This is a genomic window from Nocardia sp. NRRL S-836 (assembly GCF_001279525.1).
Classification (GTDB): domain Bacteria; phylum Actinomycetota; class Actinomycetes; order Mycobacteriales; family Pseudonocardiaceae; genus Lentzea.
In genome coordinates this window covers 208720-234128 of the sequence record NZ_LGDY01000002.1, presented here as the reverse complement: position 1 = coordinate 234128, position 25409 = coordinate 208720, and the positions used below count along the sequence as shown (strand labels likewise).

Genomic DNA, 25409 nt, shown 5'->3' with positions numbered 1-25409 from the left:
AGCACCCCTGAGGAGCGGAATGCGACGCGACGACCACACCAGCGGCGATGGCACCGATCCGACAGCACGGACGGGTCGCGGCATCAGCCGTGCGACGTTCCTCAAGGGTGCCGCCGGCGCACTGCTCGGCGCCGGTGGCGGGCTCGGCGGCCTTGGCGCCGCGACGGCCGGCGCAGCCGGTACTCCGCGGGCCGGCTACCTCAAGGACCTCACGGGCGACGAGACGGCCCGGTTCGGCTTCCGGGGCACCGACCTCGGGTTCACGGCACGGACCAACCACGGTTACTGCATCTCGATCTTCGGCGACACCTTCGACCAGCCGGTGCCGGTCAACGTCACCGGGTGGCGTTCGCCCGTCGGGCTGCGCCAGTCGAACACCGACCTGCAGAACGGTATCCGCTGGGACAACGCCATCGGTGGCTCACGGGCCAAGGAAATGATCCCCTACCGGCACAACGATCCCAACTACGCCAGGAACACGCCGGGGCAGGTCGTCACCGAGATCCCCAACGACCTGATCCACCTGCCCGATGGCCGCTACATCATGTCCACGTTCGGTGTGCGCGACTGGGCGATCCCCGAGCAGGGCGGCATCCCGAGTGCCGGTGGCAGCTGGCGCACCTGGTACTCCCGGCTGTGGACGTCCACCGACACCCACGCGGAGAACTGGACCACCACGTGGAACCTGGAGACCAACCGGGAGAACATGGACTACTGGAACAGCGGCGACATGAGCCTGTTCCAGAACAACACCATGATCATGTGGCCGGGTGAGAACTTCGTCTACGTCTACGGGACCAACGAGGGCCGCTGGAACGGCGGTGGCATCCACCTCATGCGGGTGCCGTGGGACAAGATGTGGAACTACAGCCAATACCGCTTCTGGGGTGTCGACGGCTCCGGTCGCTGGGACTGGCGCCAGTACGGGCCGATCACGCCGATCATCAACGCACCGAGTCGCACCGAAGCCATCGGCGAGTTGTCGGCACAGGTCATCGAGGGACGGGTCGTGTTGTCGTTCCTCAACGGCGGCCGCGGCGCGGTCACCCAGACGGCGACGTACCCGACAGGCCTGTGGACCGCCCCGAAGACCCAGGTGACCTACGCGCAGGCCCAGAACATCTACGCGCCGATCGTGCATCCGTACTCGACGTTGGCGAACTCCCACATCCTGTTGTCGCAATGGGTCGGGTCGGAGTACTACGGCGTCCGCCAGTGGACCGGCAACCTGTACGGCACCGTCGCGGCGCGTGGCTCGGTCGGCGCCACGCTGGCGGTGACGAAGGACGAGCCCGCACTTCCCGGGCACGTCGGGCCGGTGTCGCCGCAGTGGCAGGAGCTGCCGCTGGCCGAGCAGATCGCGGTGCTCGGCGACAACACCGACAACCGCGTGAGCAGAGCCGACATCGCGGCGGTGACCAGGTCCGCGGCGAGCGCCAACACCGGGGTGTCGGCGGCACGCCACCGGGCGGGGGCGATGGCGCCGACCGACTAGGACATCGTGCCGGCCACGGGACGCGACTCGACCCAACGCGAACAGGGACCTCACCGCCGGGGGGTAGCGGTGAGGTCCCTGCAACTTGCATCAGCCCGAAGGGCCGACAGTCCTGCTGACTAAGCGTCAGTGACCACGCGTCAGATCGCGATCTTGTGCCCGGGGAAGATCAGGTCGGGGTTCGTCAGGAACCCCTTGTTCTTCTCCACGATCGCCTGCCAGCCACCGGCGACCTTCTGCTCGGTAGCGATCTTCGACAGCGTGTCGCCGGCCTTGATCTCGTAGTTGCCGTTCGGGTTCGTCAGCGAACCCGCGACCGGCGCGACCGGCACTGCGGCGGCCTGGCGCTGCTGAGGCTGCGCCTGGCGCTGCTGCTGCTGGGCGGGCGCGGGGGCGGCCTTGCGAGCCGGGGCGGGGGCGGTCTGGCCGCCGAGGCCCTTCACACCGCAGGTCGGCCAGGCCTTGTACCCCTGGGTCTGCAGCACGCGCTCTGCGACGCGGATCTGCTCCTCGCGGGAGGCGGCGGCCGGGTTGCCCTGGCCTCCGTGGCCTTGCCAGGTCTGCATCGAGAACTGGAGGCCACCGTAGTAGCCGTTTCCGGTGTTGATGGACCAGTTGTTGCCGCTCTCGCACTTGGCGACGGCGTCCCAGTCCATCGAGGGGGCGGCGCTGGCGGTGCCAACGGCCAGGCCCAGAGGGGCGCCGGCGATGATGCCGGCGACCGCGACCTTGGCGATAGTGCGAGCGGCGGAAGACTGCTTGCCCTGCGTGCCACGGTTGAAAGCCATGTGCCTCTCGTTCCACCACACCTGCGGCAGGAACTCGGGCTCGGGTGCCCGGTGTGCTCCTGCGTCCCAGTCCGGCGGCTTCTCTCGCTCGGGGTTGTTCCGGAAGACCCCTGGACTGGGCTCGGTGTTCGGTCTTCCGGTGGTGCTCTTGGCCGGTTCGGGGCCGACCGAGAAGCGACGGTACGTAACCGGGAGGACCCGCACCAAACGTATCACCCTGTGATCCAAATCACGGTAACGATCAGGGAAGTTGGGTAGTACGCCTAAAATCGCAGCTCAAAGACGCCGTTATCGGTCTGTTTCCATACTGAGATCGGCCGAGAACTATCACTCAAAGTGAGTCGTGGCTCACGGCGACTAGGCCATCGGAGACAGCCTCCTCCCGGTCGGGGGACGTCCCTACGATCAAGGTATGGCGGAGGCAAGCAGGCTGCGCGCACTCCTCGAAGCACTCGCGGCGAGCCAGGGCGAACCGGTCCCCTTCGACGACCTCGTGGCCGCCGTCTGGCCGGCTGATCCACCGGGCAACCCGCGGGCGGCGTTGCGCAACCTCGTGCAGCGCCTGCGCCGCACCGAGCAGGTCGTCACCGAGCCGCTGGGCTACCGGCTCGTGCGCCGCCCGCCCGGTCCGAGCCAGCTGCCGGCCGACCTCCCGGACTTCGTCGGCCGCGCGCGTGAGCTCGAGCGAGCACTCGCGAGCGAGGCCGCCGTCCTGGCCGTCACCGGGCCGCCCGGCGTCGGCAAGACCTCCTTCGCCGTCCACCTCGCCCACCGCCTGCGCGCGGACTTCCCGGACGGCCAGCTGTACGCGGACCTCCGCGCGTTCTCGCCCGGCGAACCCGTCAGGCCGGAACAGGCGCTCGCCCGGTTCCTGCGCGCGCTCGGCGCCGAGCAGGTTCCGGTCGACCTCGCCGCGCAGCACGCGTTGCTCGCGAACCTGCTCAGGAACCGCCGGGTGCTGTTCGTGGTCGACAACGCCACCCGCGAGCTGCTCGACCCGCTGCTGCCCGTCGCCGGGCACGCGCGGGTGCTCGTCTCCAGCCGCACGGACCTGCCGGAGCACCACCAGGTCCGCCTCGGCGTGTTCGACGCGGACGAGGCGCACGCGCTGCTCGACAACATGCGCGTCGAGGGCGGAGACCACGACCGCGCCGAGCTGATCAGGTTGTGCGCCAACCTCCCGCTGGCGCTGCGCATCGCGGGCGCGAACCTCGCCGGCCGCTACCTGCCCGACTACGTGAGCGAGCTGCGCGGCGACGACCGGCTCGACGCGTTGCAGATCGAGGGCGACGCCGCCGTCAACGCCACGTTCGACCTCTCCTACCGGGCGCAACCCGCTGCGGCGCAACGGTTGTTCCGGCTGCTCGGGCTGGTCCCCGGCCAGGACTTCGGCGTCGGCGCTGCCACGGCGCTGCTGCACGAGGACGCCGCCGACGTGCTCGACCAGCTCGTCGCCGCGAACCTCGTGCACCGCTCGCACGACCGCTACAGCCTCCACGACCTGCTCCGCGTGTACTCGGTGCACCTCGGAGCCGATGAGAGCGCTCGCACAAGGCTCCTCGACTACTACCTGGTGAACGCCGAGCAGGCGGCGCGCACGCTCAACAAGGAGTTCTTCCGGCTGGACCTGCCGCCGTTGGCGCAAGACCTGCCACGGCACGACCTCACGACCGAAGCCGCCGCCGTGGCGTGGCTCGACGCCGAACGCGTCAACATCGTCGCCGCCGTCCGCCAGGCCGGTCCGGTCCCCATCGCGTGGCTGCTCGTCGACCTGCTGCGCGGCCACTTCCACTTCCAGGCCCACCACGTCGACTGGTTCGCCGCCGCCCGCGCCGGTCTCGCGGCGGCCACGCAGGCGGGCGACGAGATCGCGAAGGCCGTCATGCACGGCAGCCTCGGTCTCGCGCACTGGAGCGTCGGCGGCCAGCTCGCCGACGCCGTCGAGCACTACGGCAAGGCGCTCGCCATCCTGCGCGAGCACCGCGACGACCGGGTCAGGGCGTCGTTGCTGATCAACAGCGGCATCGTGAACTGGGAGCTCGGCCGGCTGCGCGTCGCCGCCGACCTGCTCGGCGAGGCGCTGGAGATGTCGCCGGACAACCCGGCCGTGCTGTTCAACCTCGGTGGCGTCCACCTCGACCTCGGTCCGCTGTCGGTCTCGCTGGCGCACGTGACCCGCGCGCTGGAGATCGCCGAGGCCCAGGACCTGCTCGTCGGCCGCATCCTCGCGGTCAACGCGATCGTCGAGGTCCTGCAGCTGATGGGCGACCACGACGGCGCGGAGGAGTTCCTCGCCAGGGCCGACGCCCTGCGCGCCGCCGCACCGCCCGGCCTCGTGCGCCGGGTGCCGGGGTTCGACTCGCACGCTCAGCTCGCGCTCGCGCGTGGCCGCCTCCACGATGCGATGGTGAGCGGGATGAAGGCCATCGAGCAGGCGCAGGAGGCACACAGCGCCAAGGACGAGGGCGACGGCCACGACACGCTCGGCGAGGTGCACCGCGCCCGCGGTGAGATCGACCTCGCGATGCACGCCCACAACGAGGCGCTCGCCATGAGCCTCAAGTCCGGTTACCTGCGCGGCGAGGTCAACGCCCTGGCCGGTCTCGCGGCCGACCACCTCGCGGCCGGCGAGCACGCCGAGGCGCTGCGGCTCGCCCTGCACGCCCGCGACCGTGCCCGCGCCGGGGAGATGCGCGTCCGCGGCACCCGCGTGCTCGCCGTGCTGGCCGGGGTGCACCGGGCCATGGGCGACGACCGGGCCGCCGACGAGGTGAAACGCGCCGGCCTCGCCCTCGTGGCCGAGACCGGGTGCCGGTTCTGGCAGGAGGAGCTGGACACCGCATGACCAGGATCGACCTGCTCCGCACCGCGCTCGCCGCCCGTCCCGGTCAGCCCGTCTCGTTCGACGAGCTGATCGACGCCGTCTGGGCGGACGGCCGGCCGGCGAACCCGAAGGCCGCGCTGCGCAACCTCGTCCAACGGCTGCGCGCCACCGACACCGTGATCACCGAGCCGCACGGCTACCGCCTGGTCGTGCGCAGGCCCGGCCCGCGCCAGCTGCCGGCCGACCTGCCCGACTTCGTCGGCCGCGCCGAGGAGATCGAGGCCGCGCTGCGCTCGCGGGCGCCGGTGCTCGCGATCACCGGCCCGCCCGGCGTCGGCAAGACCTCGCTCGCCGTCCACGTCGCCCACCGGCTGAGCGACGCCCACCCCGACGGCCAGCTGCACGTGAACCTCCGCGCGTTCTCCGAGAGCGAGCCGGTGACCGCCGAGCAGGCGCTCTCCCGGTTCCTGCGCGCACTGGGCGCCGACCAGGTCCCGGCCTCGCTCGACGCGCAGACCGACCTGTACGGGCAGCTGACCGCCGGGCTGCGCCTGCTCGTGGTGATCGACAACGCCACCGCCGACCTGGTCGCCCCGCTGCTGCCGGCCGGTCCGGGCAGCCGGGTGATCGTCACCAGCCGCACCGACCTGCCGGACCACGAGCAGCTCCGGCTGGGCGTGTTCGACGACGCCGAGGCCGACGAGCTGCTCACCAACATGCGCATCGACGGCGCGCTGCCCGACCGCGCCGAGCTCGTCGGCTGGTGCGCCCACCTGCCGCTCGCCCTGCGGATCGCCGCGGCGCACCTGACCGACCGCCACCTCACCGACTACCTCGCCGACCTGCGCGGCGAGGGCAGGCTGGACGCGCTGGAGATCGAGGGCGACACGGCCGTGCGCGCCACGTTCGAACTGTCCTACCTCGCACTGCCCGACCGCGCGCAACGCTTGTTCCGGCTGCTCGGTCAGATCCCCGGCCCGGACTTCGGCGTCGAGGCCGCGACCGCGCTGCTCGGCGCACCCGCCGCCGAACCGCTGGACCAGCTCGTCGCGGCGAACCTGGTGCAACGCGCGCAAGACCGCCACAGCCTCCACGACCTGCTGCGCGCGTACGCACTGCGGCTGGGCGACGCGTCACCGGCCCGCCTGTTCTCCTACTACCTGCTCAACGCCGACCGCGCGGGCCGCACGCTGAACCCGGAGCTGCACCGCCTGCCGTTGCCGGAGCTGCCGCCCGACCTGCCCGTCCACGACCTGGCCACCATGACCGGCGCGCTGGCCTGGCTCGACACCGAACGCCAGAACGTCGTCGCCGCGATCCTCGCCGCCGGCGACCAGCCCGTCGCCTGGCAGCTGACCGACGCGATGCGCGCCCACTTCCTGCACCACGCGGCGAACGTCGTCGAGTGGCAGACCAGCGCCCGCGCCGGCCTGCGCGCCGCCCGTGCCCGCGGCGACGTGGGCGCCGAGGCGACCATGCACGGCTCGCTCGGCCTCGCGCACTGGCGTTCCGGCGAGTTCGCCGAGGCCCTGCCCGAGTACACCCGCGCCGTGGCGCTGGCCCGCGACCACGGCGACCGGCAGGTCCTGGGCTCACTGCTGACCAACCTCGGCATCATCCACTGGGAGCTCGGCGACCTCGCAGAGGCGGTCGCGGCGATGCAGGAGTCGCTGACCATCGAACGCAGCCCGAACGCCCTCTACAACCTCAGCAGCATCCTGGTCGACCTGGGCCCGCTCGACCTGGCCGTCTCCTACGGCGAGGAGGCCCTGCGGATCTCCCGCGCCGCCGGCCTCACCGCCGGTGTCGCCTACTGCCTGCAGGGCCTCGCCTCGGTCTACCTCTTCCCCGGCGACTTCGACACCTCGGAGCGCTACCTGGCCGAGGTCGCCACCCTCACCACCCCGGAGCTGGGCCCGCACTTCCCGAGCCGCAGCATGGAGACCCGCGCGTTCCTCCGCCTCGAACAGGGCCGCCACGCCGAGGCGGAGCAGGACGCCCGCCGCGCCGTCGAGCTGGCCGTGGCGAGCGGCGACGACACGCACGAGGCCGACGGCCGCATCAGCCTCGGCACGGCACTGGAACGGCAGGGCCGCGTCGAGGAGGCCGTCGTCGAGCACGAGCAGTCGCTGGCGATCTCCCGCAAGGCGGGGTTCGCCAGGGGAGAGGTCCAGGCACTCGCCGCTCTGGCCGCCGACCACCGCGTGGCCGGCCACCTCGACCTGGCACTGCGCTACGCCACCGAGGCCGACGACCGCGCCGAACGCGGCCAGCTGCGGGTGCGGCAGGTGCAGGTGGTGGCCGAGCTCGTGGAGATCCGGCGGGCGATGGGGGAGTTCGAGGAGGCCGAGCGGTTGCGGCTGCGCGGGATGGAGCTGGCTCGGGCGACCGGGCGCAGGGTGTGGGAACGGCGCCTGGCCGAGCTGTCCGTGGGCGAACCGCCCGCGAGCTAGCCGCCGAGGCTCAACGGCCCGTGCTCAAGAGCTTGCGTTCAACGGCTCGCGATCCGACCGCTCGGGCTCAACGGCCCGCGCCCAGCCGCCCGCGATCCGACCGCTCGGGCTCAGCCGCCCGCGATCCGGCCGCCCGCGCTCCGGCCGGTCCGAACCCCGGCCGCCCTGCTCAGCCGCCCTGCTCAGCCGCCCGCGAACGGCGGCAGCACGTCCAGCTGGGCCCCGGCCGGCACCCGCACCGACGTGTCCCGCACCGCGACCCCGTCCAGCAGGAAGCTCGACGCCGCGAGCACCTTCCCGAGCCGGTCACCGTGCCGTTGCCCGATGGCGCTGACCACGACCGCGACCGTGGGGTCGCCGTCGAGCACCAGGTCCTCGTCCGCGACCCCGGCCGCGGCGCGCGCGCCCGCGAAGTAGCGGATCCTCACGGCGGTCGTCACAGGCACCGTCATCCTCCGATCGCGCTCATGGGGCGGTCGGGCTGGCTGAAGCCCGCGTCGTTGATGCCGTGCCCGGCCGCCTTCGCCCACATCGTGGCGCGCCAGGCGTCGGCGACGGCCGAGTCGGGGGAGCCGTCGCGCAGCAGGGCGCGCAGGTCCGTCTCCGACTGGCTGAACAGGCAGTTGCGGATCTGGCCGTCGGAGGTGAGCCGGGTGCGGTCGCAGGCGGCGCAGAACGGCCTGGTCACCGACGCGATCACGCCGACCACCGCGGGGCCGCCGTCGACCAGCCAGCGTTCGGCTGGGGCGCCGCCGCGCGGGACCTCGGAGGGTGTGAGCGTGTAGGCGGTGGACAACATCGCGAGGATCTCGTCGGCGGTGACCATGTTCGTGCGGGTCCAGCCGTGCTGCGGGTCGAGCGGCATCTGCTCGATGAACCGCAGCTGGTAGCCGTTCTCCACGCAGAACCGCAGCAGCGGGACGGCCTCGTCGTCGTTCACGCCGCGCAGCAGCACGGAGTTGACCTTCACCGGTTCCAGGCCGGCCTCGCGTGCGGCGTCGAGGCCGTCGAGCACGTCGGTGATGCGGTCGCGCCTGGTCAGGGTCGCGAAGCGGTCGGGGTCGAGGGTGTCGAGCGAGACGTTGATGCGGTTCAGTCCGGCGGCCTTCAGCGACTTCGCCCGCCGGGACAGGCCGATGCCGTTCGTGGTCATCGACATCCGCGGCCGGGGTTCCAGCTCGGCGGTCGCGGCGATCACGTTCTCCAGGCCGCGGCGCAGCAACGGCTCGCCGCCGGTGAACCGGATGTCGGTGACGCCCAGGTCGACCACCGCGATCCGCAGCAGCCGGACCAGTTCGGCGTCGGTGAGCAGCTCGTCCTTCTGCAGCCAGTCGAGGCCCTCGGCCGGCATGCAGTACGTGCACCGCAGGTTGCAGCGGTCGGTGAGCGAGACCCGCAGGTCCTTCGCGACCCGCCCGAACCGGTCGACGAGCCGCGGCGTGTCCGGCCGCGTGGACGCGTCCGGCGTGCCGCGAACGACGGGTAGTCCCAGTTCGACTGCTGTCACCTCATCAAGGGTAATGAAGAACCTCTCGTTGATGACGACACAAGAAGGCTTTATCACGTTCCGCCCGTTTGGAGCACGGTCACAAGGAATTGTCTTAGCGGCTAAGATGTTCGACATGGAACCGGAGGCGCTGGAGAGGTTCACCTGGTACATGCGGGAGCAAAGCGCGCTCACCGTCATGTTCCACACGAAGGTGGCCGCGCAGATGGGTCTGTCGCCGACCGACGAGAAGTGCCTCGACCTCGCGCTGCGGGCGGACGGACCGCTCACCGCCGGTCGCATCGCCGAGCTGTCCGGCCTGTCCACCGGCGCCGTCACCGGCGTGATCGACCGCCTCGAACGGGCCGGCTACGTCCGCCGGGTCCGCGACCCGCACGACCGCCGCAAGGTCCTGGTCGAGGTCACACCGGGTGACCTGGAGAAGTTCGGTGCCCCGTTCGAGAAGGCCCGGCTGAGCCTGGTCGAGGTGCTCGACCACTTCGACGCCGACGAGCTCGACGTGATCGAGCGTTATCTCAAGCTCCAGATCGAGACGTTCCGCAAGCGCGTGATCGATACTTAGACCCATGTGGCACTACTTGATGGACATGGACGGCGTTCTGGTGCACGAAGAGCACCTGATCCCCGGTGCTGACGAGTTCGTGGGAGAGCTGCGCGCCTCCGAGACCCCGTTCCTCGTGCTGACGAACAACTCCATCTACACGCCACGCGACCTGCGCGCGCGGCTGCTGCGCACCGGCCTCGACATCCCCGAGTCCTCGATCTGGACCTCCGCGCTGGCCACCGCCCGGTTCCTCGACTCGCAGCGCCCGAACGGCTCGGCGTTCGTCATCGGCGAGGCCGGCCTCACCACCGCGCTGCACGAGATCGGCTACGTGCTGACCGACCGCGACCCGGACTACGTGGTGCTCGGCGAGACCCGCACCTACAGCTTCACGGCGATCACCAAGGCCATCCGCCTGGTCGAGGAGGGCGCGAAGTTCATCGCGACCAACCCGGACGCGACCGGCCCGTCCCGCGAGGGCTCGCTGCCCGCGACCGGCGCGGTGGCGGCGTTGATCGAGCGCGCCACCGGGCGTGCGCCGTACTACGTGGGCAAGCCGAACCCGTTGATGATGCGGTCGGCCCTGCGCGCGCTGGGCTCGCACTCGGAGAACGCTCTCATGATCGGCGACCGGATGGACACCGACGTGCGCTCGGGCCTGGAGGCGGGCCTGTCCACGATCCTGGTGCTGTCCGGGATCTTCACCTCCGAGCACGCCGAGATGTACCCGTACCGGCCGACGCGCGTGCTCAAGTCGATCGCCGAGCTGGTCGGTCACTCTCAGGACCCGTTCGGCGACTGGACTGACCACTGACGCGCGAGGGTTCATCACCTATCGTCGCGGAGGTGGACAAGGATCGCCGTCCGATGTACGTCGTGGGTGACGTGCACGGGCACCTCGCCGAACTGATCAGGGCCCTGCACGCCGCCGAGCTGTGCGACGAGGAGGGGCACTGGGCCGGTGGTGCGGCCGAGCTGTGGTTCCTCGGCGACTTCGTGGACCGCGGCCCCGACGGCGTCGGCGTGATCGACCTGGTCATGCGCCTCGGCGAGGAGGCGGCGCAGGCGGGTGGCGCGGTCAACTCGTTGATCGGCAACCACGAGGTGCTGCTGCTGGGCATGTACCGGTTCGGCGACGAGCAGGTGCCCGACAGCATGGGGCCGCGGTCGTTCGCGCGCAGCTGGCTGCTCAACGGCGGGCTGCGCAGCGACCAGGACCGGCTGACCGACGCCCACGTCGAGTGGCTGACGACCCGGCCGGTGCTGCAGCTGCGCGACGACCACCTGCTGATGCACTCCGACACGGTGGCCTACCTCGAATGGGGGTCCTCGATCGAGGAGGTCAACGACGCAGTCCGGCAGGTGCTCAAGGGCGACGACCTGGTCGAGTGGTGGGAGTGCTGGCGCAAGATGACGACCAGGTACGCCTTCCGCGGCCCGCAGGGCTCGGAGATCGCCGACGAGCTGCTGGCCACCCTGGGCGGCAACACGATCGTGCACGGGCACAGCGTCATCGCCGACCAGCTCGGGGTCACGCCGGAGCAGATCGACGGGCCGCTGGTGTACGCGGACGACAAGGTGCTGGCGATCGACGCCGGCCTCTACAGCGGCGGGCCGTGCCTCGTCGTCCCCTTGCCCTACCCGCAGGCCTGACTACGGTGGCATGAATGACCGCCAGCTACTCCTCGGGCACGTCGGCCGCCCCGCTGCTGGGCGACACCATCGGCGACAACCTCGCCGCGACCGTCGCGCGCTTCGGCGACCGCGAGGCACTTGTCGACAAGGCGACTGATCGCCGGTGGACCTACACCGAGCTGGCGGCCGAGGTCTCCCGCGTGGCCGCCGGGCTCACGGCGCTGGGCGTGCGCAAGGGCGACCGGGTGGGCATCTGGGCACCGAACTGCGCGGAGTGGGTCTTCGTGCAGTACGCCACCGCACGGATCGGCGCGATCCTGGTCAACGTCAACCCGGCCTACCGCGTGCACGAGCTGGAGTACGTGCTGAACCAGGCGGGCGTCCACACGCTGGTGTCCGCGCGGTCGTTCAAGACCTCCGACTACGCGGGCATGATCGACGAGGTCCGGCCGCGCTGCACCGCGCTGCGGCACGTGGTGTTCCTCGACGATCCACAGTGGACCGGCGCGGAGCTCCCGGACGTCGCGCTGGACCGGGACGACCCGATCAACATCCAGTACACGTCCGGCACGACCGGTTTCCCCAAGGGCGCGACCCTGTCGCACCACAACATCCTCAACAACGGCTACTTCGTCGGCGAGCTGCTGAGCTACACCGAGGACGACCGCATCTGCGTGGTGCCGCCGTTCTACCACTGCTTCGGCATGGTCATGGGCAACCTCGCCGCCACCAGCCACGGCGCGTGCGTCGTGATCCCCGCGCCGGCCTTCGACCCGGCCGCGACCCTGGCCGCCGTGCAGGAGGAGCGGTGCACGTCGCTCTACGGCGTGCCCACGATGTTCATCGCCATGCTCGACCTGGCCGACTCCTACGACCTCTCCTCGCTGCGCACCGGGATCATGGCCGGCTCCCCGTGCCCGGTCGAGGTGATGAAGCAGGTGGTCGACCGGATGGGCATGCGCGAGGTCTCCATCTGCTACGGCATGACCGAGACCTCGCCCGTGTCGACGCAGACCCGCGTCGACGACTCCCTCGACCGCCGCGTCGGCACCGTCGGCCGGGTCGGCCCGCACCTCGAGGTCAAGATCGTCGACCCGGTCACCGGCGCGACAGTTCCCCGCGGCACACCGGGGGAGCTCTGCACCCGCGGCTACTCCGTCATGCTCGGCTACTGGGACGAGCCGGAGAAGACCGCGGAGGCCGTCGACGCCGCCGGCTGGATGCACACCGGCGACCTGGCCGTGATGGACGACGACTCGTACGTCAACATCACCGGCCGCATCAAGGACATGGTGATCCGCGGTGGCGAGAACGTCTACCCGCGCGAGGTCGAGGAGTACCTCTACACGCACCCGGACGTGCTCGACGCCCAGGTGGTCGGCGTGCCGGACCCGAAGTACGGCGAGGAGCTCATGGCGTGGGTGCGGATGCGTGAGGGCGCCGAGCCGCTGACGGCCGCGGCGGTGCGGGAGTTCTGCGCCGGGAAGCTCGCCCACTACAAGATCCCGCGCTACGTGCACGTGGTGGACGAGTTCCCGATGACGGTCACCGGCAAGGTGCGCAAGGTGGAGATGCGCACGAGGTCGGTGGAGCTGCTCGGGTTGGACGACGGCGTCCAGCACGCCTAGCGCGATCCCGTCTCACGGCACCTCGACGATCTCCTTGCCCAGCGGCACCAGCGAGACCTTGACGAGCTTGAAGTTCGCGATGCCCAGCGGGATGCCGACGATCGTGACGCAGAGCGCGATGCCGGTGACGATGTGCCCGATGGCGAGCCACAGCCCCGCGACGACGATCCAGATGACGTTGCCCAGCAACGATCCGGTGCCGGCACCGGGCTTGTCGACCACCTCGCGGCCGAACGGCCACAGGGCGTAGTTCGCGATCCGGAACGACGCGATGCCCCACGGGATCGTGATGATCAGGATGCAGCAGATCAGGCCGGCGACCGCGTAGCCGACGGCCATCCAGAACCCGGCGAGCACCAGCCAGATCACGTTCAGGATGAGGCGCATGCCTCCAATCTAAGCTCACCCCATGAAGTGGGGTGTGATCGCAACGGGCGGGATCGCGCAAGCCGTGACCGCCGACATGCTGAAAGTCGAGGGCGTCACAGTTCTCGCGGTGTCCTCCCGCGACGTCACCAGGGCGCAAGCGTTTGCCGACCGGTTCGGCATCGAACGCGCCTACGGCGACTACCACGACCTGCTCGCCGACCCCGACGTCGACGTCGTCTACGTCGCCACCCCGCACGGCCAGCACCACGAGGTCACGCTCGCCGCGCTCGACGCGGGCAAGCACGTGCTGTGCGAGAAGGCGTTCGCGCTGACGGTCGCGGACGCCGAGGAGATGGTCGAACGGGCGCGGTCGAGGAACCTGTTCCTCATGGAGGCCATGTGGACCCGGTTCAACCCGTTGATCCGCAAGGTGCACGAGGCGGTGACCAACGGCGAGATCGGCGAGATCCGTTCGCTGCGCGCGAGCTTCGGCTTCGCGCACGCCTTCGACCCGGCCGACCGGCTGTGGGCCAAACAGGCGGGCGGCGGGGCGTTGCTCGACCTCGGTGTCTACCCGGTCGCGTTCGCGCACATGCTGCTCGGCGTGCCGCAGGAGGTCCACGCGTGGGGCGGCAAGGCGCCGTCCGATGTGGACTCCGACGCCGGCCTGCTGCTCGGCTACCCCGGTGGCGCGCACGCGTTGCTGAGCTGCTCGCTGGTCGCGAACATCGGCTGTGAGGCGCAGATCGCGGGCACGAAGGGCACGATCGAGATCGCCGACCCGATGTTCAACGCGCAGAGCGCGACCATCAACGGCGTCGTGCACACCATCGAGAACGAGGGCTACACGCACCAGATCCGCGCGGTCGAGGAGTGCGTCGCGGCCGGGCTGACCGAAAGCCCGCTGATCACCTGGCAGAACACGCTGGAGGTCATGCGCACGCTCCAGGAGGCGTTGCGCCAGCTCGGCGTGAGCTACACCGCGTAACCCGCCGCGTCACGCGGGGCCCCGCGTTCCCCGGGAGGTCACGCGGGGCCCCCGCGTGACACCCAGGTCAGGCCTCCATGGTGGTGCGTGCGACGGTCACCACGGCGTCCATCGCGCTGTCGAGGTCACCGCTGGGCATCAGCAGGTGGCTCAGCGCCAGCCGCACCGTCGTCTCGGCGGTGAACCGCACGTGCTTGCCGGGGAAGTGCTCGCTGAGGTGCCGCTCGATCACCTCGGTCGCCTGGAACAGCACCGGGTGGCCGCGGATCGTGAGGAACGGCAACAGGTCCTCGGCGTCCTGCCCGGTCAGCACGGCGGAGACGAGCCGGTCCCGCTCGGTCTGCTCGAACGTGAAGCGGAACGCCGACCGCATCGCCTCCCACGGGTCCGGGTCCTGCCTGAGCCGGTGCGCGATGCCGGTCAGGTACTCCTCGGTGTGGTGCGCGGCAACCGCTTGCACGAGCCCTTCCTTGTTGCCGAACTCGTTGTAGACGGTCTGCCTGCTCACCCCCGCGCGGCTGGCCACCTCGATCATGCGCAGCCCGTGGAAACCGTGCGCCGCCAGCAGTTCAGCGCCTGCCTCGATCAGGAGCTCGGTGATGTCACTCACACGGACAGCTTTACACAGTTGCGGATTTTGTATAGACGTAGAGTCGGGTTCTGTGCCGCTCACCGTGGGTTTCGACCTGGACATGACCCTCATCGACCCCAGACCCGGCATGGCCGCGGTGCTGACGGAGGTCGGCGTCCGCACCGGCCACGACCTCGACGGCGAGCACTTCGCCGCCAACCTCGGCCCGCCCCTCGACATGATCTACCGCGACATGGGCGTGCCCGAGGAGGAGATCCCGGACCTGATCACGCTGTTCCGCGCGCTCTACCCGGACGTCGTGATCCCCGCGACCGTCGCGCTGCCCGGTGCCGCGGCGGCGCTGGCGTGCGTGCGCGAGCTCGGCGGCCAGACCATGGTCGTCACCGGCAAGTACCGCAAGAACGCCGCGCTGCACCTCGACGCGCTGGGCTGGGAGGTCGACCACCTCTACGGCGAGCTGTGGTCCACCGGCAAGGCCGAGTCGCTCAAGCTGCACGGCGCCGCCGTCTACGTGGGCGACCACGTCGGCGACATGCGCGGGGCCGAGGCGGCGGGAGCGCTGGGCGTGGGCGTGGTGACCGGGCCGTGCAGCCGTGCCGAGCTGGTCGAGGCGGGTGCCGCGGTAGTGCTGGAGGACCTGCGCGAGTTCCCTGACTGGCTCAGGACCTCCGGCGTGACTTCCTGACCACGGCGATGATCCCCAGCGCGAGGCCGAGCGCGGGCAGGTAGGTGGCGGCGACGTTCAGCCACACGGGCAGGTCGCTGTGGCCCGTGGCGAAGAGCACGAAGACCGCGATGATCGCCAGTACGCCGACGGCGAACAGGCCGATGGCCAGCGGCAGCAGCTTCGGAGCGGTCATGGTCTGAGCCTAGTCGCGCTAACGGAGGTGCCTTCGCCCTGGTCTTCTGGCTACTCTGGTGGGACGCGTCTCGGGTACGCCTGGGGCGCGTTCGTTGTGCAAGAGCAAGGGAATGGTGAGCGCGGTGCCGACCGGCAAGGTCAAGTGGTACGACACGGAGAAGGGCTTCGGGTTCGTCACGCAGGACGGTGGCGAGGACGTCTACGTCCGCAAGTCCGCACTGCCCCCCGGCGTCGACGGCCTCAAAGCCGGCCAGCGCATCGAGTTCGGCATGGCCGAGGGCCGCCGCGGACCGCAGGCGCTGTCCGTGCGCCTGGTCGACCCGGCGCCGTCCGTCGCCGAGGCGCGCCGCCGTCCCGCCGAGGAGCTGCACGGCGTGATCGAGGACATGATCAAGCTGCTGGAGAACAAGGTGCAGCCCGACCTGCGGCGCGGCCGCTACCCGTCGGACAAGAAGACCGTGAAGCTCGTCGCCGAGGTCGTCCGGGCGGTGGCGCGGGACCTCGATCCGTAAAAGGATCGGCGTCATGTCTGACGCGGATCGGATCGTCGAGTTCGGCTACGAGGTCGGCCAGCTCAAACGCCTGCCCAGAGCGGGATGGCTCTTCGCCGGGGTGCAGCACCCCGAGTCGGTGGCCGCCCACTCGTTCCGGGTGGGCGTGCTGGCGTACGCGATCGCCGTCCAGGAGGGTGCGAACCCGGACCGGGCGGCGACGCTGGGCCTGTTCCACGACGTGCCGGAGGCGCGCACCGGCGACATCCCGTACGTCGGCAAGCTCTACCTCGACGTGAAGGTGCCGCCGGAAGCCGTTGCGCGCGACCAGGTCCAGCACCTGCCCGCGCCGCTGGCCGCGCACATCGAGGCGTTGGTCGCCGAGCACGAGGCCGCGAAGGACATCGGCCACACGCCGGAAGCGCGCTGCTCCCGTGACGCCGACAAGCTCGAACTGCTGTTGCAGGCCCGGGAGTACCAGGCCGCGGGCGTGTCGAAGATGGAGCGCTTCATCCAGACCATGCAGGCGGCCGTGGTCACCGACACGGGCAAGGCGCTGCTCGACAGCGCCCTGCGGATCGCGCCCAGCGAGTGGTGGGAGGCGTTCGGCCGCCGTTAGGCCGTGATCTCGACCGCCCAGTACCCGCGCAGCAGCGGCTGACCGGTCTCCAGCACCGCCGCGGCCGCCTCGTGCACCTCGATGCCCAGCAGCTGGTCGGTCTTGTTCGGCAGCGACAGCGTGTAGGTGAAGTTCTCGCCCTTGCCCAGCAGCCCGGTGCCCGTGGTCTGCTCCTTGCCCGCCGCGTCGCGGTACAGGAACACGGCCTCCCACAGCCCGTCGGCGAGCTGGCCGTCCACCGAGATCTGCACGACCTTGCCCGCGGGGACCCGCAGCTTCGCGGGCTGGGCCCGCTCGGCGCAGTTCTCGCCGCCCAGATCGCAGTAGACGGCGGGCTCCACCTGGATGGTCTTGCCGTTCGCGTGGAAGGTGACCTCCGGGTAGTGCCGGGGGAGCGCACACCCCGTCAGCACGAGAACGCTGGCGGCCAGGACGGAAGCAAGTCGACGCACGTCAGGCAGCCTACGGGGTGGCCGGGGCCGGCCTGCGGACGAGCCTGAGCAACGACGTGCCGTTGCGGTGCATCCAGGTCTGGGTCAGACCGAGCGCCAGCAGCGTCGCCACCACCAGGAACCCGATCCAGAACGTCGGCGGCAGCAGCACCCCGAGCGCACCGCCGAAGACCCACGCCAGCTGCAGGATCGTCTCGGACCGGCCGAACGCCGACGCGCGCGACTCCTCCGGCAGGTCGTCCTGGATCACCGCGTCCAGGCTGATCTTGGCCAGCGAGGAGGCCGTGGCACCGAGCAGCCCCACGATCGCGGCGGTCACCAGGCCCGGCAGCGCCGCGGCGACGACCGTGGCCGCCAGCGCCGTGCCGACGCAGCCGAGCACCACCTCGTCCGGCTTGCCGAACTGCTGGCGCGCGCCGATCGCGTTGCCCAGGAAGCTGCCGACGCCCGCGGCACCGGCGATCACGCCCAGGAGCAGCAGCTGCCGCACCGCGTCGCCCTCGGTCTGCTCCCGCACCACGAACGCGGCGAACAACGTCAGGAAACCCGTCAGCACCCGGATGGAACCGTTGCCCCACAACGACACCACGATGTGCCGCGACATCGGCCGCCTGGCGGGGTTGCGCGACCGCAGCGCCGCGGGCACCTCGCCCTCGGTCACCTCGACCCACGACGGGATCCGCATGCACAGCCACGCGTTGGCCAGGCACAGCACCGCGGTGAACCACAGCGCGCCCGGCGAGCCGAAGACCTTCGCGAACCCCGCGGCGAACGCACCGAACACCGCACCCGCCGCGAGCCCGAAGACGGTCATGCGCGCGTTGGTCTTCGACAGCGTGATCTCCGGCGGCAGCACCCGCGGCGTGATCGCGGACTTGAGCACCGTGAACGACTTGGACAGCACCATGCTGCCCAGCGCCGCCGGGTACAGCAGCCAGTTGTCGAAGTTCAGCGCCATCACGACCGCCAGCCCGATCCGCAGCACGCAGGACGCGGCCAGGGCGAGCCGCCGGCCGCGCTGCACCTTGTCCAGCAGCGGGCCGATCACCGGCGCGATCAACGCGAACGGCGCCACCGTGATCAGCAGGTAGAGCGCGACCTTGGTCTTGGACTCCGCGGACGCGGCGGAGAAGAACAGCGTGTTCGCGAGCGCCACGGCCATCGCCGCGTCGGCCGCGTAGTTCAGCATCACCGCGTAGGTGACCGACGACATCCCGGACTTCCCGGCGCCGTCGGCGTGGGCCGCGCGCCGGAACGCCGCCACCGCCTGCTGCGAGAGCTGCTTGGACCGGAACCACGCGACGCGGGTGACGGTGAGCTTCTTCGGCGGCTTGGGCGTCGGGGTGGTCTGCTGGTCGGAGTTCGGCAGCGGCCGGGTGCTCTGCGGGCGCGGCGGGGGCTCGAACCCGTGCTCGGACCCCTGCGTGGACGGCGCCCCGCGGCGCGGCCGCGGCTGGTACTCGTCGTCCTGCCACGGGTAGCGCTTCGGAGCCGGTTCGTCACTCCACCCGCGGTCGCCCGTCACACCGTCAATCCTGCCCCATCCCGTTGAACCGCACCCGGAAGATGGTGGGCCAGTTCTTGCCTGTGACCAGGAACTCGTCGGTTCCCGGGACGTGCGCGATGCCGTTGAGGACGTCCACGTCCCCCTGCGGTTTCAGCGACGACAGGTCGTAGGTGTTCGTGACCTTCCCGTCGGCGGGGTCGATGCGCACGACCTCGTCGGTCTTCCAGACGTTGGCCCACACCTTGCCGCCCACGCACTCCAGCTCGTTGAGCTGCGTGAGCGGCTTGCCGTCCCGCGTGACCTGCACGCTTCCGGTCGCCGCGAACGTCTTCGGGTCGCGGAACGTCAGCTTCGCGCTGCCGTCGCTCATCACCAGCCGTGACTGGTCACGGCAGATGCCCCAGCCCTCGCCGTCGTAGGACACGCGCCGGACCTCGTCGAGCGTCCGGCGGTCGCGTTCGATCGCCACGCCGTTGCGCCAGGTGATCTGCCAGACGGTGTCGCCGACGACCGTGATGCCCTCGCCGAACAGCTCCTGCGGCAGGTCGACCTTCTTGCGCACCTCGCCGGTCGCCGGGTCGAGCGCCCGCATCGTCGACTGACCCTCCAGGCCCGTGCCCTCGTAGAGGACACCGTCGACCAGTTCCAACCCCTGGGTGAACGCCGACGTGTCGTGCGGAATCTTTTGCAGAACTTCTACCTGCGGTTTTGGTTCCTGTTGGGCCGAACAGGCGGCGAGAACCGCGACGAGGACCAGCCAGACGGGTGAGCGCACCCCACGGAGGGTGGCACGAGTTTTCGTCCGCGCGAAGTCCTGCGGCACAATTCAGTTCGTGAACGCCACGCAACTGCTCGCCGACGCCGTTGACCTCGCCCGCGCCGCCGCGCAGGAGGAAGCCGGGTTGGAACGCGTCGGCGCACATGTCGGGGTGTCCGCCGAGGACGAGTTCTCGGTGACGCACCTCTTCGAAGCCGAGCACGCGGGCTACCGCGGCTGGAACTGGGCCGTGACCGTCGCCTACGCGGGCGAGGGTTCCCCGGTGTCGGTCAGCGAGGTCGTGCTGCTGCCCGGCCAGGACGCGCTGGTCGCGCCGGAGTGGGTGCCCTGGAGCGAACGGGTCCGCGCCGGTGACCTCGGTGTCGGCGACCTGTTCCCGGCCCGCGAGGACGACCCGCGCCTGGTCTCCGGCCACGTCCGGTCCGACGACCCGGCCGTCGAGGAGGTGGCGCTGGAGATCGGCCTCGGCCGTGAGCGCGTGCTGTCCCGCGAGGGCCGCCTCGACGCCGCCGAACGCTGGCTGGCCTCCGACTTCGGCCCGAGGTCCGACATGGCCCGCTCCGCCCCCGCGCACTGCGGCACCTGCGGCTTCTACACCCGCGTGGCCGGTGCGTTCGGCGCCGCGTTCGGTGTCTGCGCGAACGAGATCGCGCCGGCCGACGGCCACGTCGTGCACGTCGAGTACGGCTGCGGCGCGCACTCCCAGGTCGAGGTCGACATGAGCCCGATGGTCCCGGTCGCCGACCTGGTCTACGACGACGCGCAGCTGGACGTCTCGGAGTGACCGACCCGTTCGGGACCGAGGCCCTGCGCACCTCGGTCCTCGCCGCGTGGCGTGGTTCGCCCACCCGCTTCCGCGAGGACGCGAACGCGGAGGAGGACCTCCGCATCGGCGGCTACCGTGACCGCCTGCTGGTCGAGCTTGCCCAGAACGCCGCCGACGCGGCCGGTGCGACGCCGGGTGTGTTGCGGATCACGCTGGTGGACGGTGAGCTGCGGGCCGCGAACACCGGCGCGCCGCTGACCGCCGCGGGCGTGGCCGCGCTGGCGTCGCTGCGGGCGTCGGCCAAGGAGTCAGGTGTCGGGCAGTTCGGCGTCGGGTTCGCGGCCGTGCTGGCCGTGACCGACGCACCGCGGGTCGTCTCGACGTCCGGCGGCGTGGAGTTCTCCGCCGCCCGGACCCGCCTGGAGGTCCCCGAGCTGGCCGCCGAACGCGGCGGCGACGTGCCGGTGCTGCGCCTGGTGTGGCCGTGCGCCGAGCCGGTGCCGGACGGGTTCACGACCGAGGTCCGGCTGCCGCTGACCGTCGAGCTGTCCCTGGACGACCTCGCCGCCGAGGTGCCGGACCTGCTGCTGGCGTTGCCCGGCCTGCGCCGCATCGAGATCGGCTCCCAGTCGTGGGAGCGCTTCGTCACCGCCGACGGCGTGGTGACCGTCGGCTCGGCGCGCTGGCTGGTCGAACAGGCCTCCGGCGAGCTGCCGCCGGCACTGGTGCAGGGCGTCGAACACCGTCCGCAGTGGACCGCGACCTGGGCGTACCCGCTCGACACCGGGCTCGGCGAGGACGTGCTGCACGCCCCGACGCCGACCGACGAGCGCCTCTCGCTGCCCGCCCGCCTGATCGCGACCGTGCCCGTCGAACCCTCGCGCCGCCGCGTGCTGCCCGGTGCCGCCGCGTGGTCGGTGCTGGAGTCGGCCGCGGCGCTCTACCCGGCCCTGGTCGCCCGCGTTCCCGCCATCGAGCGCACGGCGCTGGTGCCGCTGCCCGGTTTCCCGCTGTCCGAAGTGGACGACCGGCTGCGCACCGCCGTGCTGCGCGCGTTGCGGGAGGCCGAATGGCTGCCGCTGGCGTCCGGTGAGTGGATCGCACCCGCCCGCGCCCGCGTCCTGGACGTCGGCTCCGAGGAGCTGGTCGAGCTCGTCGAGGACGCGCTGCCCGGCCTGCTGGACGCCGAGCTGTCCGCGCCCGTGCACGCGAAAGCCCTGGCGGCGCTGGAGGTCCCGCGCGTCTCGATCACCGAGGTGGTGTCCGCGCTGGCGGGCGTCGACGGCGACCCCGGCTGGTGGCACGACGTCTACGCGGCGTTCGCCCCGTTGGCCGAGGTCGACCCGGACGTCCGCGAGGCCCTCCAGTCGCTGCCCGTGCCGTTGGCCGACGGCCGCACGGTGACCGGCCCGCGCACCACCCTGATCGCCGACGACCCCCTGCCCGGCCTGCGCGTCGTCCACCCGGACGCCGTCCACCCGCTGCTGGTCCGCCTGGGCGCCGTCGAGGCAGGCGCCGCCGAGCTGCTCGCCGACCCGTCGCTGCGCGAGAACGTGGCCCGCTCCCTGGAGGACGCCGAAGCGGGCCTCGACGCCGACGACCTGATCGACACCGTCCTGCGCCTGGTCGACCGCGCCGCCCTGCGCGCGGGCGAGGAACCGTGGCTCGGCGCACTGGCCCTGCCCGACGCCTCCGGCGAGTGGCACCGCGCCGACGAGCTCCTGCTCCCGGACTCGCCGCTGGTCGGCGTCCTGGAGCCCGACGCGTTCCCGGTGCTGTCCAAGGACGTCGCCGACACCTACCCGCGCACCGCCCTGGTCGCGCTCGGCGTGGTCGACGGCTTCTCCCTGGTGGTCGACGACGAACCGGCCGGCCCCGACCACGACCTCGCCGACGAACCGGCCTGGTGGTCGTCCGCACCGGACGAACCTGCCCGCGTGCTCGCCGTCCGCGACCTCGACCTGGTCGCCGACTGGCCCGCGGCCCTGCGCCTGCTCGCCGCCGACCCGCTGACCTGGCGCGCCGTCACCGAACCCGACGGCTACACCGGCTGGTGGATCGCCCGCCACGCCTCCCTGGCCGGCAAGCCCCCGCGCGAGTACCGCCTCCCCGACGCCACCCTCCTCGAAGGCCTCTTCGACCCGGCACCGGACCTCGGGCTCCCCGAGCACGTCCTGCGCGCCGCCGGCGTCCGCGCCACCCTGGACATCGCGGACGACGACGACGCCGAACTGGTCCTGGACCGCCTGGCCGACCCGGCCCGCACCATCGCCGACGCCGTGGTCCTGCGCGCCCACGCCGCCCTCCCCGACGGCGACTTCGCCCCACCCACCCACGTCCGGGTCCTCTCCGGCGCCGTGGTCCCCGCCGACGACGTGGTGGTCCTCGACCACCCCTGGCTCCTCGGCGTCGTCCCCCCGTCCCGCGTCCTGCTCGCCGACGGGTCGGAAGACCTCGCCGACCTCCTCGACCTGGCTCTCGCCTCCGAGGAGTTCGAGGGCTCGCCCGACCACATCGGCGAGATCGTCGGGTGGCACGACCTCGCCGCGGTCCGCATGGCCTGCGAGCTGCTGGAGGTCCCCCTCCCGGACGGCGTGGTCGTGGTGCACGACGCCCTCCTGGTCGACGGCGTGGCCGTCGACTGGTGGATGGCCGACGTCCCCCACGCCACCGACACCCCGGAAGGCCTCGCGAGAGCCCTGGCGTGGGTGACCGGCCGCTGGGCGGACCGCCACACGTTCGCCGCCCTGATCACCGAGCCGACGGCGGCGACGTTGCTGGGCTGACGTGACCGCTCCCAGGTCACCGGCCAGCGTGTCGGTCTGCGGGTTCGCGTGCCGACCTTCGAAAGGCTTTGCCGACCGTGCCTGCCCTCGAACCGCAGTGGCTGCGGGAGACGCTCGCCCAGGTGCGGGCGGCCTATCCCGGCGGCATCCCGGACGGCGACCTCGACGTGGTGCTGGCGGCGTTGTGGGAGGGCTGCAGCGACCGCAACTTCGCACTGGTCGTCGAGACCCTCACCGGCGTCGACCGGCACGTGGCGTACGGCGTCCACGTCGTCGCGGCCGCGCGGACCGCCTCACGCGAACGGCAGCGGGTTGCCTGGGTGCACGCGGCGCTGGCCGAGCACGGCTGGGACCCCGACGCACCCTGATCACCGGGCCGACGTCGGCACCGCCTGCCTGGCCTGTGCCGTCGCGGGTCATCCACGTCACGTGTCGGCGCCCCACGCGTTTCCTCATCTGCGGGCGAAGACGACCACTACTTCAAGACCTCAAAGAGACGCCAACCCCGCCCATTCCGGACAACCTTCACCCGATCAGGCGACAGCGCCCCGTCGCGGCCACCCACTCAAGCGGCCACGTCCACGCCCTCAGCCGCCTCCGCACGCCCCCGCCGCAGCCGAGGCCGCCCGATGTCCCCGCGCCGCACCAGGATCACCCAGGCGGTCGCCGTCACCACCACCGACACCACCCCGCCGACGATGACCGGCGCCCGCCCGTTGACCTCCCCGAGCCAGCCCATCAACGGCCCGCCCACCGGGTTCCCTCCCAGGAACACCAGCATGTAGATCCCCATCACCCGCCCGCGCATCTCGGGCTCGACGGCCAGCTGCACGGTCGCGTTGGCGATGGTGTTGAACGTCATCATCGCGACGCCGACCGGGATCATCATCAACCCGGTCAGCAGCATCGTCGGCATCAGCCCGGACACGACCTCCAGCACCCCGAAGACCACCCCGGAGCCGATGAACACCGACATCCGCGGCTTCTTGCGGCGCGCGGCCAGCGTCGCACCGGCCAGGGTTCCGACCGCGATGAGCGTCGACAGCAACCCGTAGGCGTCGGCGTCGCCGCCGAAGACGTTGCGGGCCAGGATCGCCAGGGTCAGGTAGAAGTTGAACCCGAACGTCGAGATGAAGAAGACCAGCAGCATCACGGTCATCAGGTCCGGCCGGCTGCGCACGTACCGCAGGCCGGACAGCAGCTGGCCGCGGGAGCGCGGTACCGGAGCGGACCGCTGCAGTTCCGACGTCCGCATCAGCCAGACGCCGAGCACGACACCGACGAAGCTGACCGCGTTGGCGATGAAGACCCAGCCGGTGCCGATGGCCACCACGGCCAGGCCCGCGATCGCGGGGCCGATGATCCGGGCCAGGTTGAACATCATCGAGTTCAGGGCCACGGCGTTCGTCAGCGACTCCCGGCCGACCATCTCGACCACGAACGACTGCCGCACCGGTGTCTCCACGGCGGAGAAGCAGCCGAGCAGGAAGCACAGCACGTAGACGTGCCACAGCGCGACCACGCCGGACACGTCCAGCAGGCCCAGGGCCAGCGCGCACAGGCCGAGTGCGGACTCCAGCCACAGCAGCAGGCGGCGCTTGTCCAGGCGGTCGGCGAGGACGCCGCCCCACATGGACAGCAGCAGGACGGGCAGGAACTGCAGTGACGCGGCGAAGCCGAGTGCGACGGGGGAGCCGTCGGTCAGCTCCAGGACCAGCCAGTCCTGGGCGACGCGCTGCATCCACACGCCGACCAGCGAGATGATCTGGCCGGAGGCGTAGAGGCGGTAGTTGTGGATGCGAAGCGAAGAGAACATTCCGGTACGCCGAGGTGACGAAGTCTCCGCTCCACCACCCGCGTAGCCCGACACGTCCTTACTGCCCCGCCATCCTGTCGATGATCTCGGCGGCCTTCGAGAGCAGTTCCCGCTCTTCCGCGGGGAGCTCCGCCAGCCGCTTGTCCAGCCACGCCTCGCGGGCGGTGATCTCGTCTTCGAGGTACGACAAGCCTTCGCCGGTCAGCTCGACGATGGCTTGACGGCCGTCGGTGGGGTGCGGGCTGCGCGTGGCGAAGCCGAACTCCTCCAGCGCGGCGATCACGCGCGTCATCGACGGCGGTTGCACGCCTTCCTTGGCGGCCAGCTCGCCCGGCGTCAGCGGTCCGCACTTGTGCAGTGTGGACAGCGCGGACACCTGGGTCAGCGACACGGCCGAGTTGGTGCGCTGGGCCCGCAACCGGCGGTTGAGGCGCACGACGGCAAGCCGAAGCCTGCTCGCCAGACCGTGCTGTTCGTTCGCCACGTAGTTAGCGTACCTCACGAAATAG

At 71.2% G+C, this 25409-nt stretch carries 25 protein-coding genes; 14 read left to right on the top strand and 11 right to left on the bottom strand.

Going from position 1 to position 25409, the window contains the following annotated elements:
* Positions 1–19 precede the first annotated feature (19 nt).
* Positions 20–1495 (top strand): DUF4185 domain-containing protein, encoded by a 1476-nt coding sequence (locus ADL03_RS03180; RefSeq protein ID WP_053731824.1) that lies wholly within the window; start codon positions 20–22, stop codon positions 1493–1495.
* Between the two features lie 140 nt (positions 1496–1635).
* On the opposite strand, the gene ADL03_RS03175 is transcribed toward ADL03_RS03180, so the two are convergent.
* Positions 1636–2283 carry a transglycosylase family protein gene (locus ADL03_RS03175; protein ID WP_053731823.1) on the bottom strand — a complete coding sequence of 216 codons (648 nt, stop codon included), beginning with the start codon at positions 2281–2283 and terminating at the stop codon, positions 1636–1638.
* 412 nt (positions 2284–2695) lie between these two features.
* Between ADL03_RS03175 and ADL03_RS03170 the strand changes: the two genes are divergently transcribed.
* Together ADL03_RS03170 and ADL03_RS03165 are read left to right on the top strand one after the other, a co-directional pair.
* The gene (locus ADL03_RS03170) at positions 2696–5128 is read left to right on the top strand and encodes a tetratricopeptide repeat protein (RefSeq protein WP_053731822.1); all 2433 of its coding nucleotides are present in this window, start codon (positions 2696–2698) and stop codon (positions 5126–5128) included.
* Positions 5125–7560 (top strand): tetratricopeptide repeat protein, encoded by a 2436-nt coding sequence (locus ADL03_RS03165; RefSeq protein ID WP_053731821.1) that lies wholly within the window; start codon positions 5125–5127, stop codon positions 7558–7560. Before ADL03_RS03170 ends, ADL03_RS03165 begins: the two co-directional genes overlap by 4 nt.
* Before the next feature lie 182 nt (positions 7561–7742).
* Here ADL03_RS03165 and ADL03_RS03160 read toward each other — a convergent pair whose 3' ends face one another.
* Entirely contained in the window at positions 7743–8000 is a 258-nt protein-coding gene (locus tag ADL03_RS03160) for a MoaD/ThiS family protein (RefSeq protein ID WP_369808920.1), read from the bottom strand.
* A gap of 8 nt (positions 8001–8008) precedes the next feature.
* On the bottom strand, positions 8009–9067 hold the full coding sequence (gene moaA / locus ADL03_RS03155; RefSeq protein ID WP_053731819.1) for a GTP 3',8-cyclase MoaA: 1059 nt from the start codon (positions 9065–9067) through the stop codon (positions 8009–8011).
* A gap of 115 nt (positions 9068–9182) precedes the next feature.
* Between moaA and ADL03_RS03150 the strand changes: the two genes are divergently transcribed.
* Genes ADL03_RS03150 through ADL03_RS03135 form a run of 4 tightly spaced genes read left to right on the top strand, consistent with a single transcriptional unit; the run spans position 9183 to position 12874 of the window.
* Positions 9183–9629 carry a MarR family winged helix-turn-helix transcriptional regulator gene (locus ADL03_RS03150; RefSeq protein ID WP_053731868.1) on the top strand — a complete coding sequence of 149 codons (447 nt, stop codon included), beginning with the start codon at positions 9183–9185 and terminating at the stop codon, positions 9627–9629.
* A gap of 4 nt (positions 9630–9633) precedes the next feature.
* Entirely contained in the window at positions 9634–10425 is a 792-nt protein-coding gene (locus ADL03_RS03145; RefSeq protein ID WP_197288031.1) for an HAD-IIA family hydrolase, read from the top strand.
* Between the two features lie 32 nt (positions 10426–10457).
* Complete coding sequence (locus ADL03_RS03140; RefSeq protein ID WP_231641392.1) at positions 10458–11264, top strand: metallophosphoesterase; 807 nt, start codon at positions 10458–10460, stop codon at positions 11262–11264.
* A gap of 14 nt (positions 11265–11278) precedes the next feature.
* Complete coding sequence (locus ADL03_RS03135) at positions 11279–12874, top strand: AMP-binding protein (RefSeq protein ID WP_053731817.1); 1596 nt, start codon at positions 11279–11281, stop codon at positions 12872–12874.
* Between the two features lie 12 nt (positions 12875–12886).
* Here ADL03_RS03135 and ADL03_RS03130 read toward each other — a convergent pair whose 3' ends face one another.
* Positions 12887–13261, bottom strand: a complete 375-nt coding sequence (locus tag ADL03_RS03130; protein WP_053731816.1) for a YccF domain-containing protein — start codon at positions 13259–13261, stop codon at positions 12887–12889.
* A gap of 22 nt (positions 13262–13283) precedes the next feature.
* On the opposite strand from ADL03_RS03130, the gene ADL03_RS03125 reads away from it, so the two are divergent.
* Positions 13284–14231, top strand: a complete 948-nt coding sequence (locus ADL03_RS03125; RefSeq protein WP_053731815.1) for a Gfo/Idh/MocA family protein — start codon at positions 13284–13286, stop codon at positions 14229–14231.
* A 67-nt stretch (positions 14232–14298) separates the two neighbouring features.
* On the opposite strand, the gene ADL03_RS03120 is transcribed toward ADL03_RS03125, so the two are convergent.
* Positions 14299–14841, bottom strand: a complete 543-nt coding sequence (locus ADL03_RS03120; RefSeq protein WP_053731814.1) for a TetR/AcrR family transcriptional regulator — start codon at positions 14839–14841, stop codon at positions 14299–14301.
* 52 nt (positions 14842–14893) lie between these two features.
* Here ADL03_RS03120 and ADL03_RS03115 point away from each other — a divergent pair, with 52 nt between their 5' ends.
* Positions 14894–15508, top strand: coding sequence for an HAD family hydrolase (locus tag ADL03_RS03115; RefSeq protein ID WP_157527874.1), 615 nt, complete (start codon positions 14894–14896; stop codon positions 15506–15508).
* On the opposite strand, the gene ADL03_RS03110 is transcribed toward ADL03_RS03115, so the two are convergent.
* Positions 15483–15683: a hypothetical protein gene (locus ADL03_RS03110; RefSeq protein ID WP_053731813.1), complete on the bottom strand. Its 201-nt coding sequence runs from the start codon at positions 15681–15683 to the stop codon at positions 15483–15485. The genes ADL03_RS03115 and ADL03_RS03110 overlap by 26 nt on opposite strands.
* Before the next feature lie 124 nt (positions 15684–15807).
* Here ADL03_RS03110 and ADL03_RS03105 point away from each other — a divergent pair, with 124 nt between their 5' ends.
* Both ADL03_RS03105 and ADL03_RS03100 read left to right on the top strand, forming a co-directional pair.
* Entirely contained in the window at positions 15808–16197 is a 390-nt protein-coding gene (locus tag ADL03_RS03105; RefSeq protein ID WP_053731865.1) for a cold-shock protein, read from the top strand.
* Between the two features lie 13 nt (positions 16198–16210).
* Entirely contained in the window at positions 16211–16795 is a 585-nt protein-coding gene (locus ADL03_RS03100; protein ID WP_053731812.1) for an HD family hydrolase, read from the top strand.
* Here ADL03_RS03100 and ADL03_RS03095 read toward each other — a convergent pair.
* From ADL03_RS03095 to ADL03_RS03085, 3 genes are read right to left on the bottom strand one after another with little or no spacing between them, the layout of a single operon-like run.
* The gene (locus tag ADL03_RS03095; protein ID WP_063798446.1) at positions 16792–17247 is read right to left on the bottom strand and encodes a DUF2771 family protein; all 456 of its coding nucleotides are present in this window, start codon (positions 17245–17247) and stop codon (positions 16792–16794) included. The two genes, ADL03_RS03100 and ADL03_RS03095, sit on opposite strands and share 4 nt — an antisense overlap.
* Before the next feature lie 10 nt (positions 17248–17257).
* Complete coding sequence (locus tag ADL03_RS03090; protein ID WP_053731810.1) at positions 17258–18772, bottom strand: MFS transporter; 1515 nt, start codon at positions 18770–18772, stop codon at positions 17258–17260.
* A gap of 4 nt (positions 18773–18776) precedes the next feature.
* Positions 18777–19529, bottom strand: a complete 753-nt coding sequence (locus tag ADL03_RS03085) for a glutaminyl-peptide cyclotransferase (RefSeq protein WP_053731809.1) — start codon at positions 19527–19529, stop codon at positions 18777–18779.
* 58 nt (positions 19530–19587) lie between these two features.
* Here ADL03_RS03085 and ADL03_RS03080 point away from each other — a divergent pair, with 58 nt between their 5' ends.
* The 3 genes from ADL03_RS03080 (at position 19588) to ADL03_RS03070 (ending at position 23452) form a co-directional block, all read left to right on the top strand.
* Positions 19588–20316, top strand: a complete 729-nt coding sequence (locus ADL03_RS03080; protein ID WP_231641389.1) for a DUF3027 domain-containing protein — start codon at positions 19588–19590, stop codon at positions 20314–20316.
* Positions 20313–23084 (top strand): sacsin N-terminal ATP-binding-like domain-containing protein, encoded by a 2772-nt coding sequence (locus ADL03_RS03075; protein WP_053731808.1) that lies wholly within the window; start codon positions 20313–20315, stop codon positions 23082–23084. The genes ADL03_RS03080 and ADL03_RS03075 overlap by 4 nt, the downstream gene beginning before the upstream one ends.
* A gap of 77 nt (positions 23085–23161) precedes the next feature.
* On the top strand, positions 23162–23452 hold the full coding sequence (locus tag ADL03_RS03070; protein WP_197288029.1) for a DUF3349 domain-containing protein: 291 nt from the start codon (positions 23162–23164) through the stop codon (positions 23450–23452).
* Positions 23453–23649: 197 nt separating this feature from the next.
* Here the strand turns inward: ADL03_RS03070 and ADL03_RS03065 are convergent, their stop codons facing one another.
* Together ADL03_RS03065 and ADL03_RS03060 are read right to left on the bottom strand one after the other, a co-directional pair.
* On the bottom strand, positions 23650–24900 hold the full coding sequence (locus ADL03_RS03065) for an MFS transporter (protein ID WP_063798445.1): 1251 nt from the start codon (positions 24898–24900) through the stop codon (positions 23650–23652).
* A gap of 58 nt (positions 24901–24958) precedes the next feature.
* Positions 24959–25384 (bottom strand): MarR family winged helix-turn-helix transcriptional regulator, encoded by a 426-nt coding sequence (locus ADL03_RS03060; RefSeq protein ID WP_053731806.1) that lies wholly within the window; start codon positions 25382–25384, stop codon positions 24959–24961.
* Positions 25385–25409: the final 25 nt, after the last annotated feature.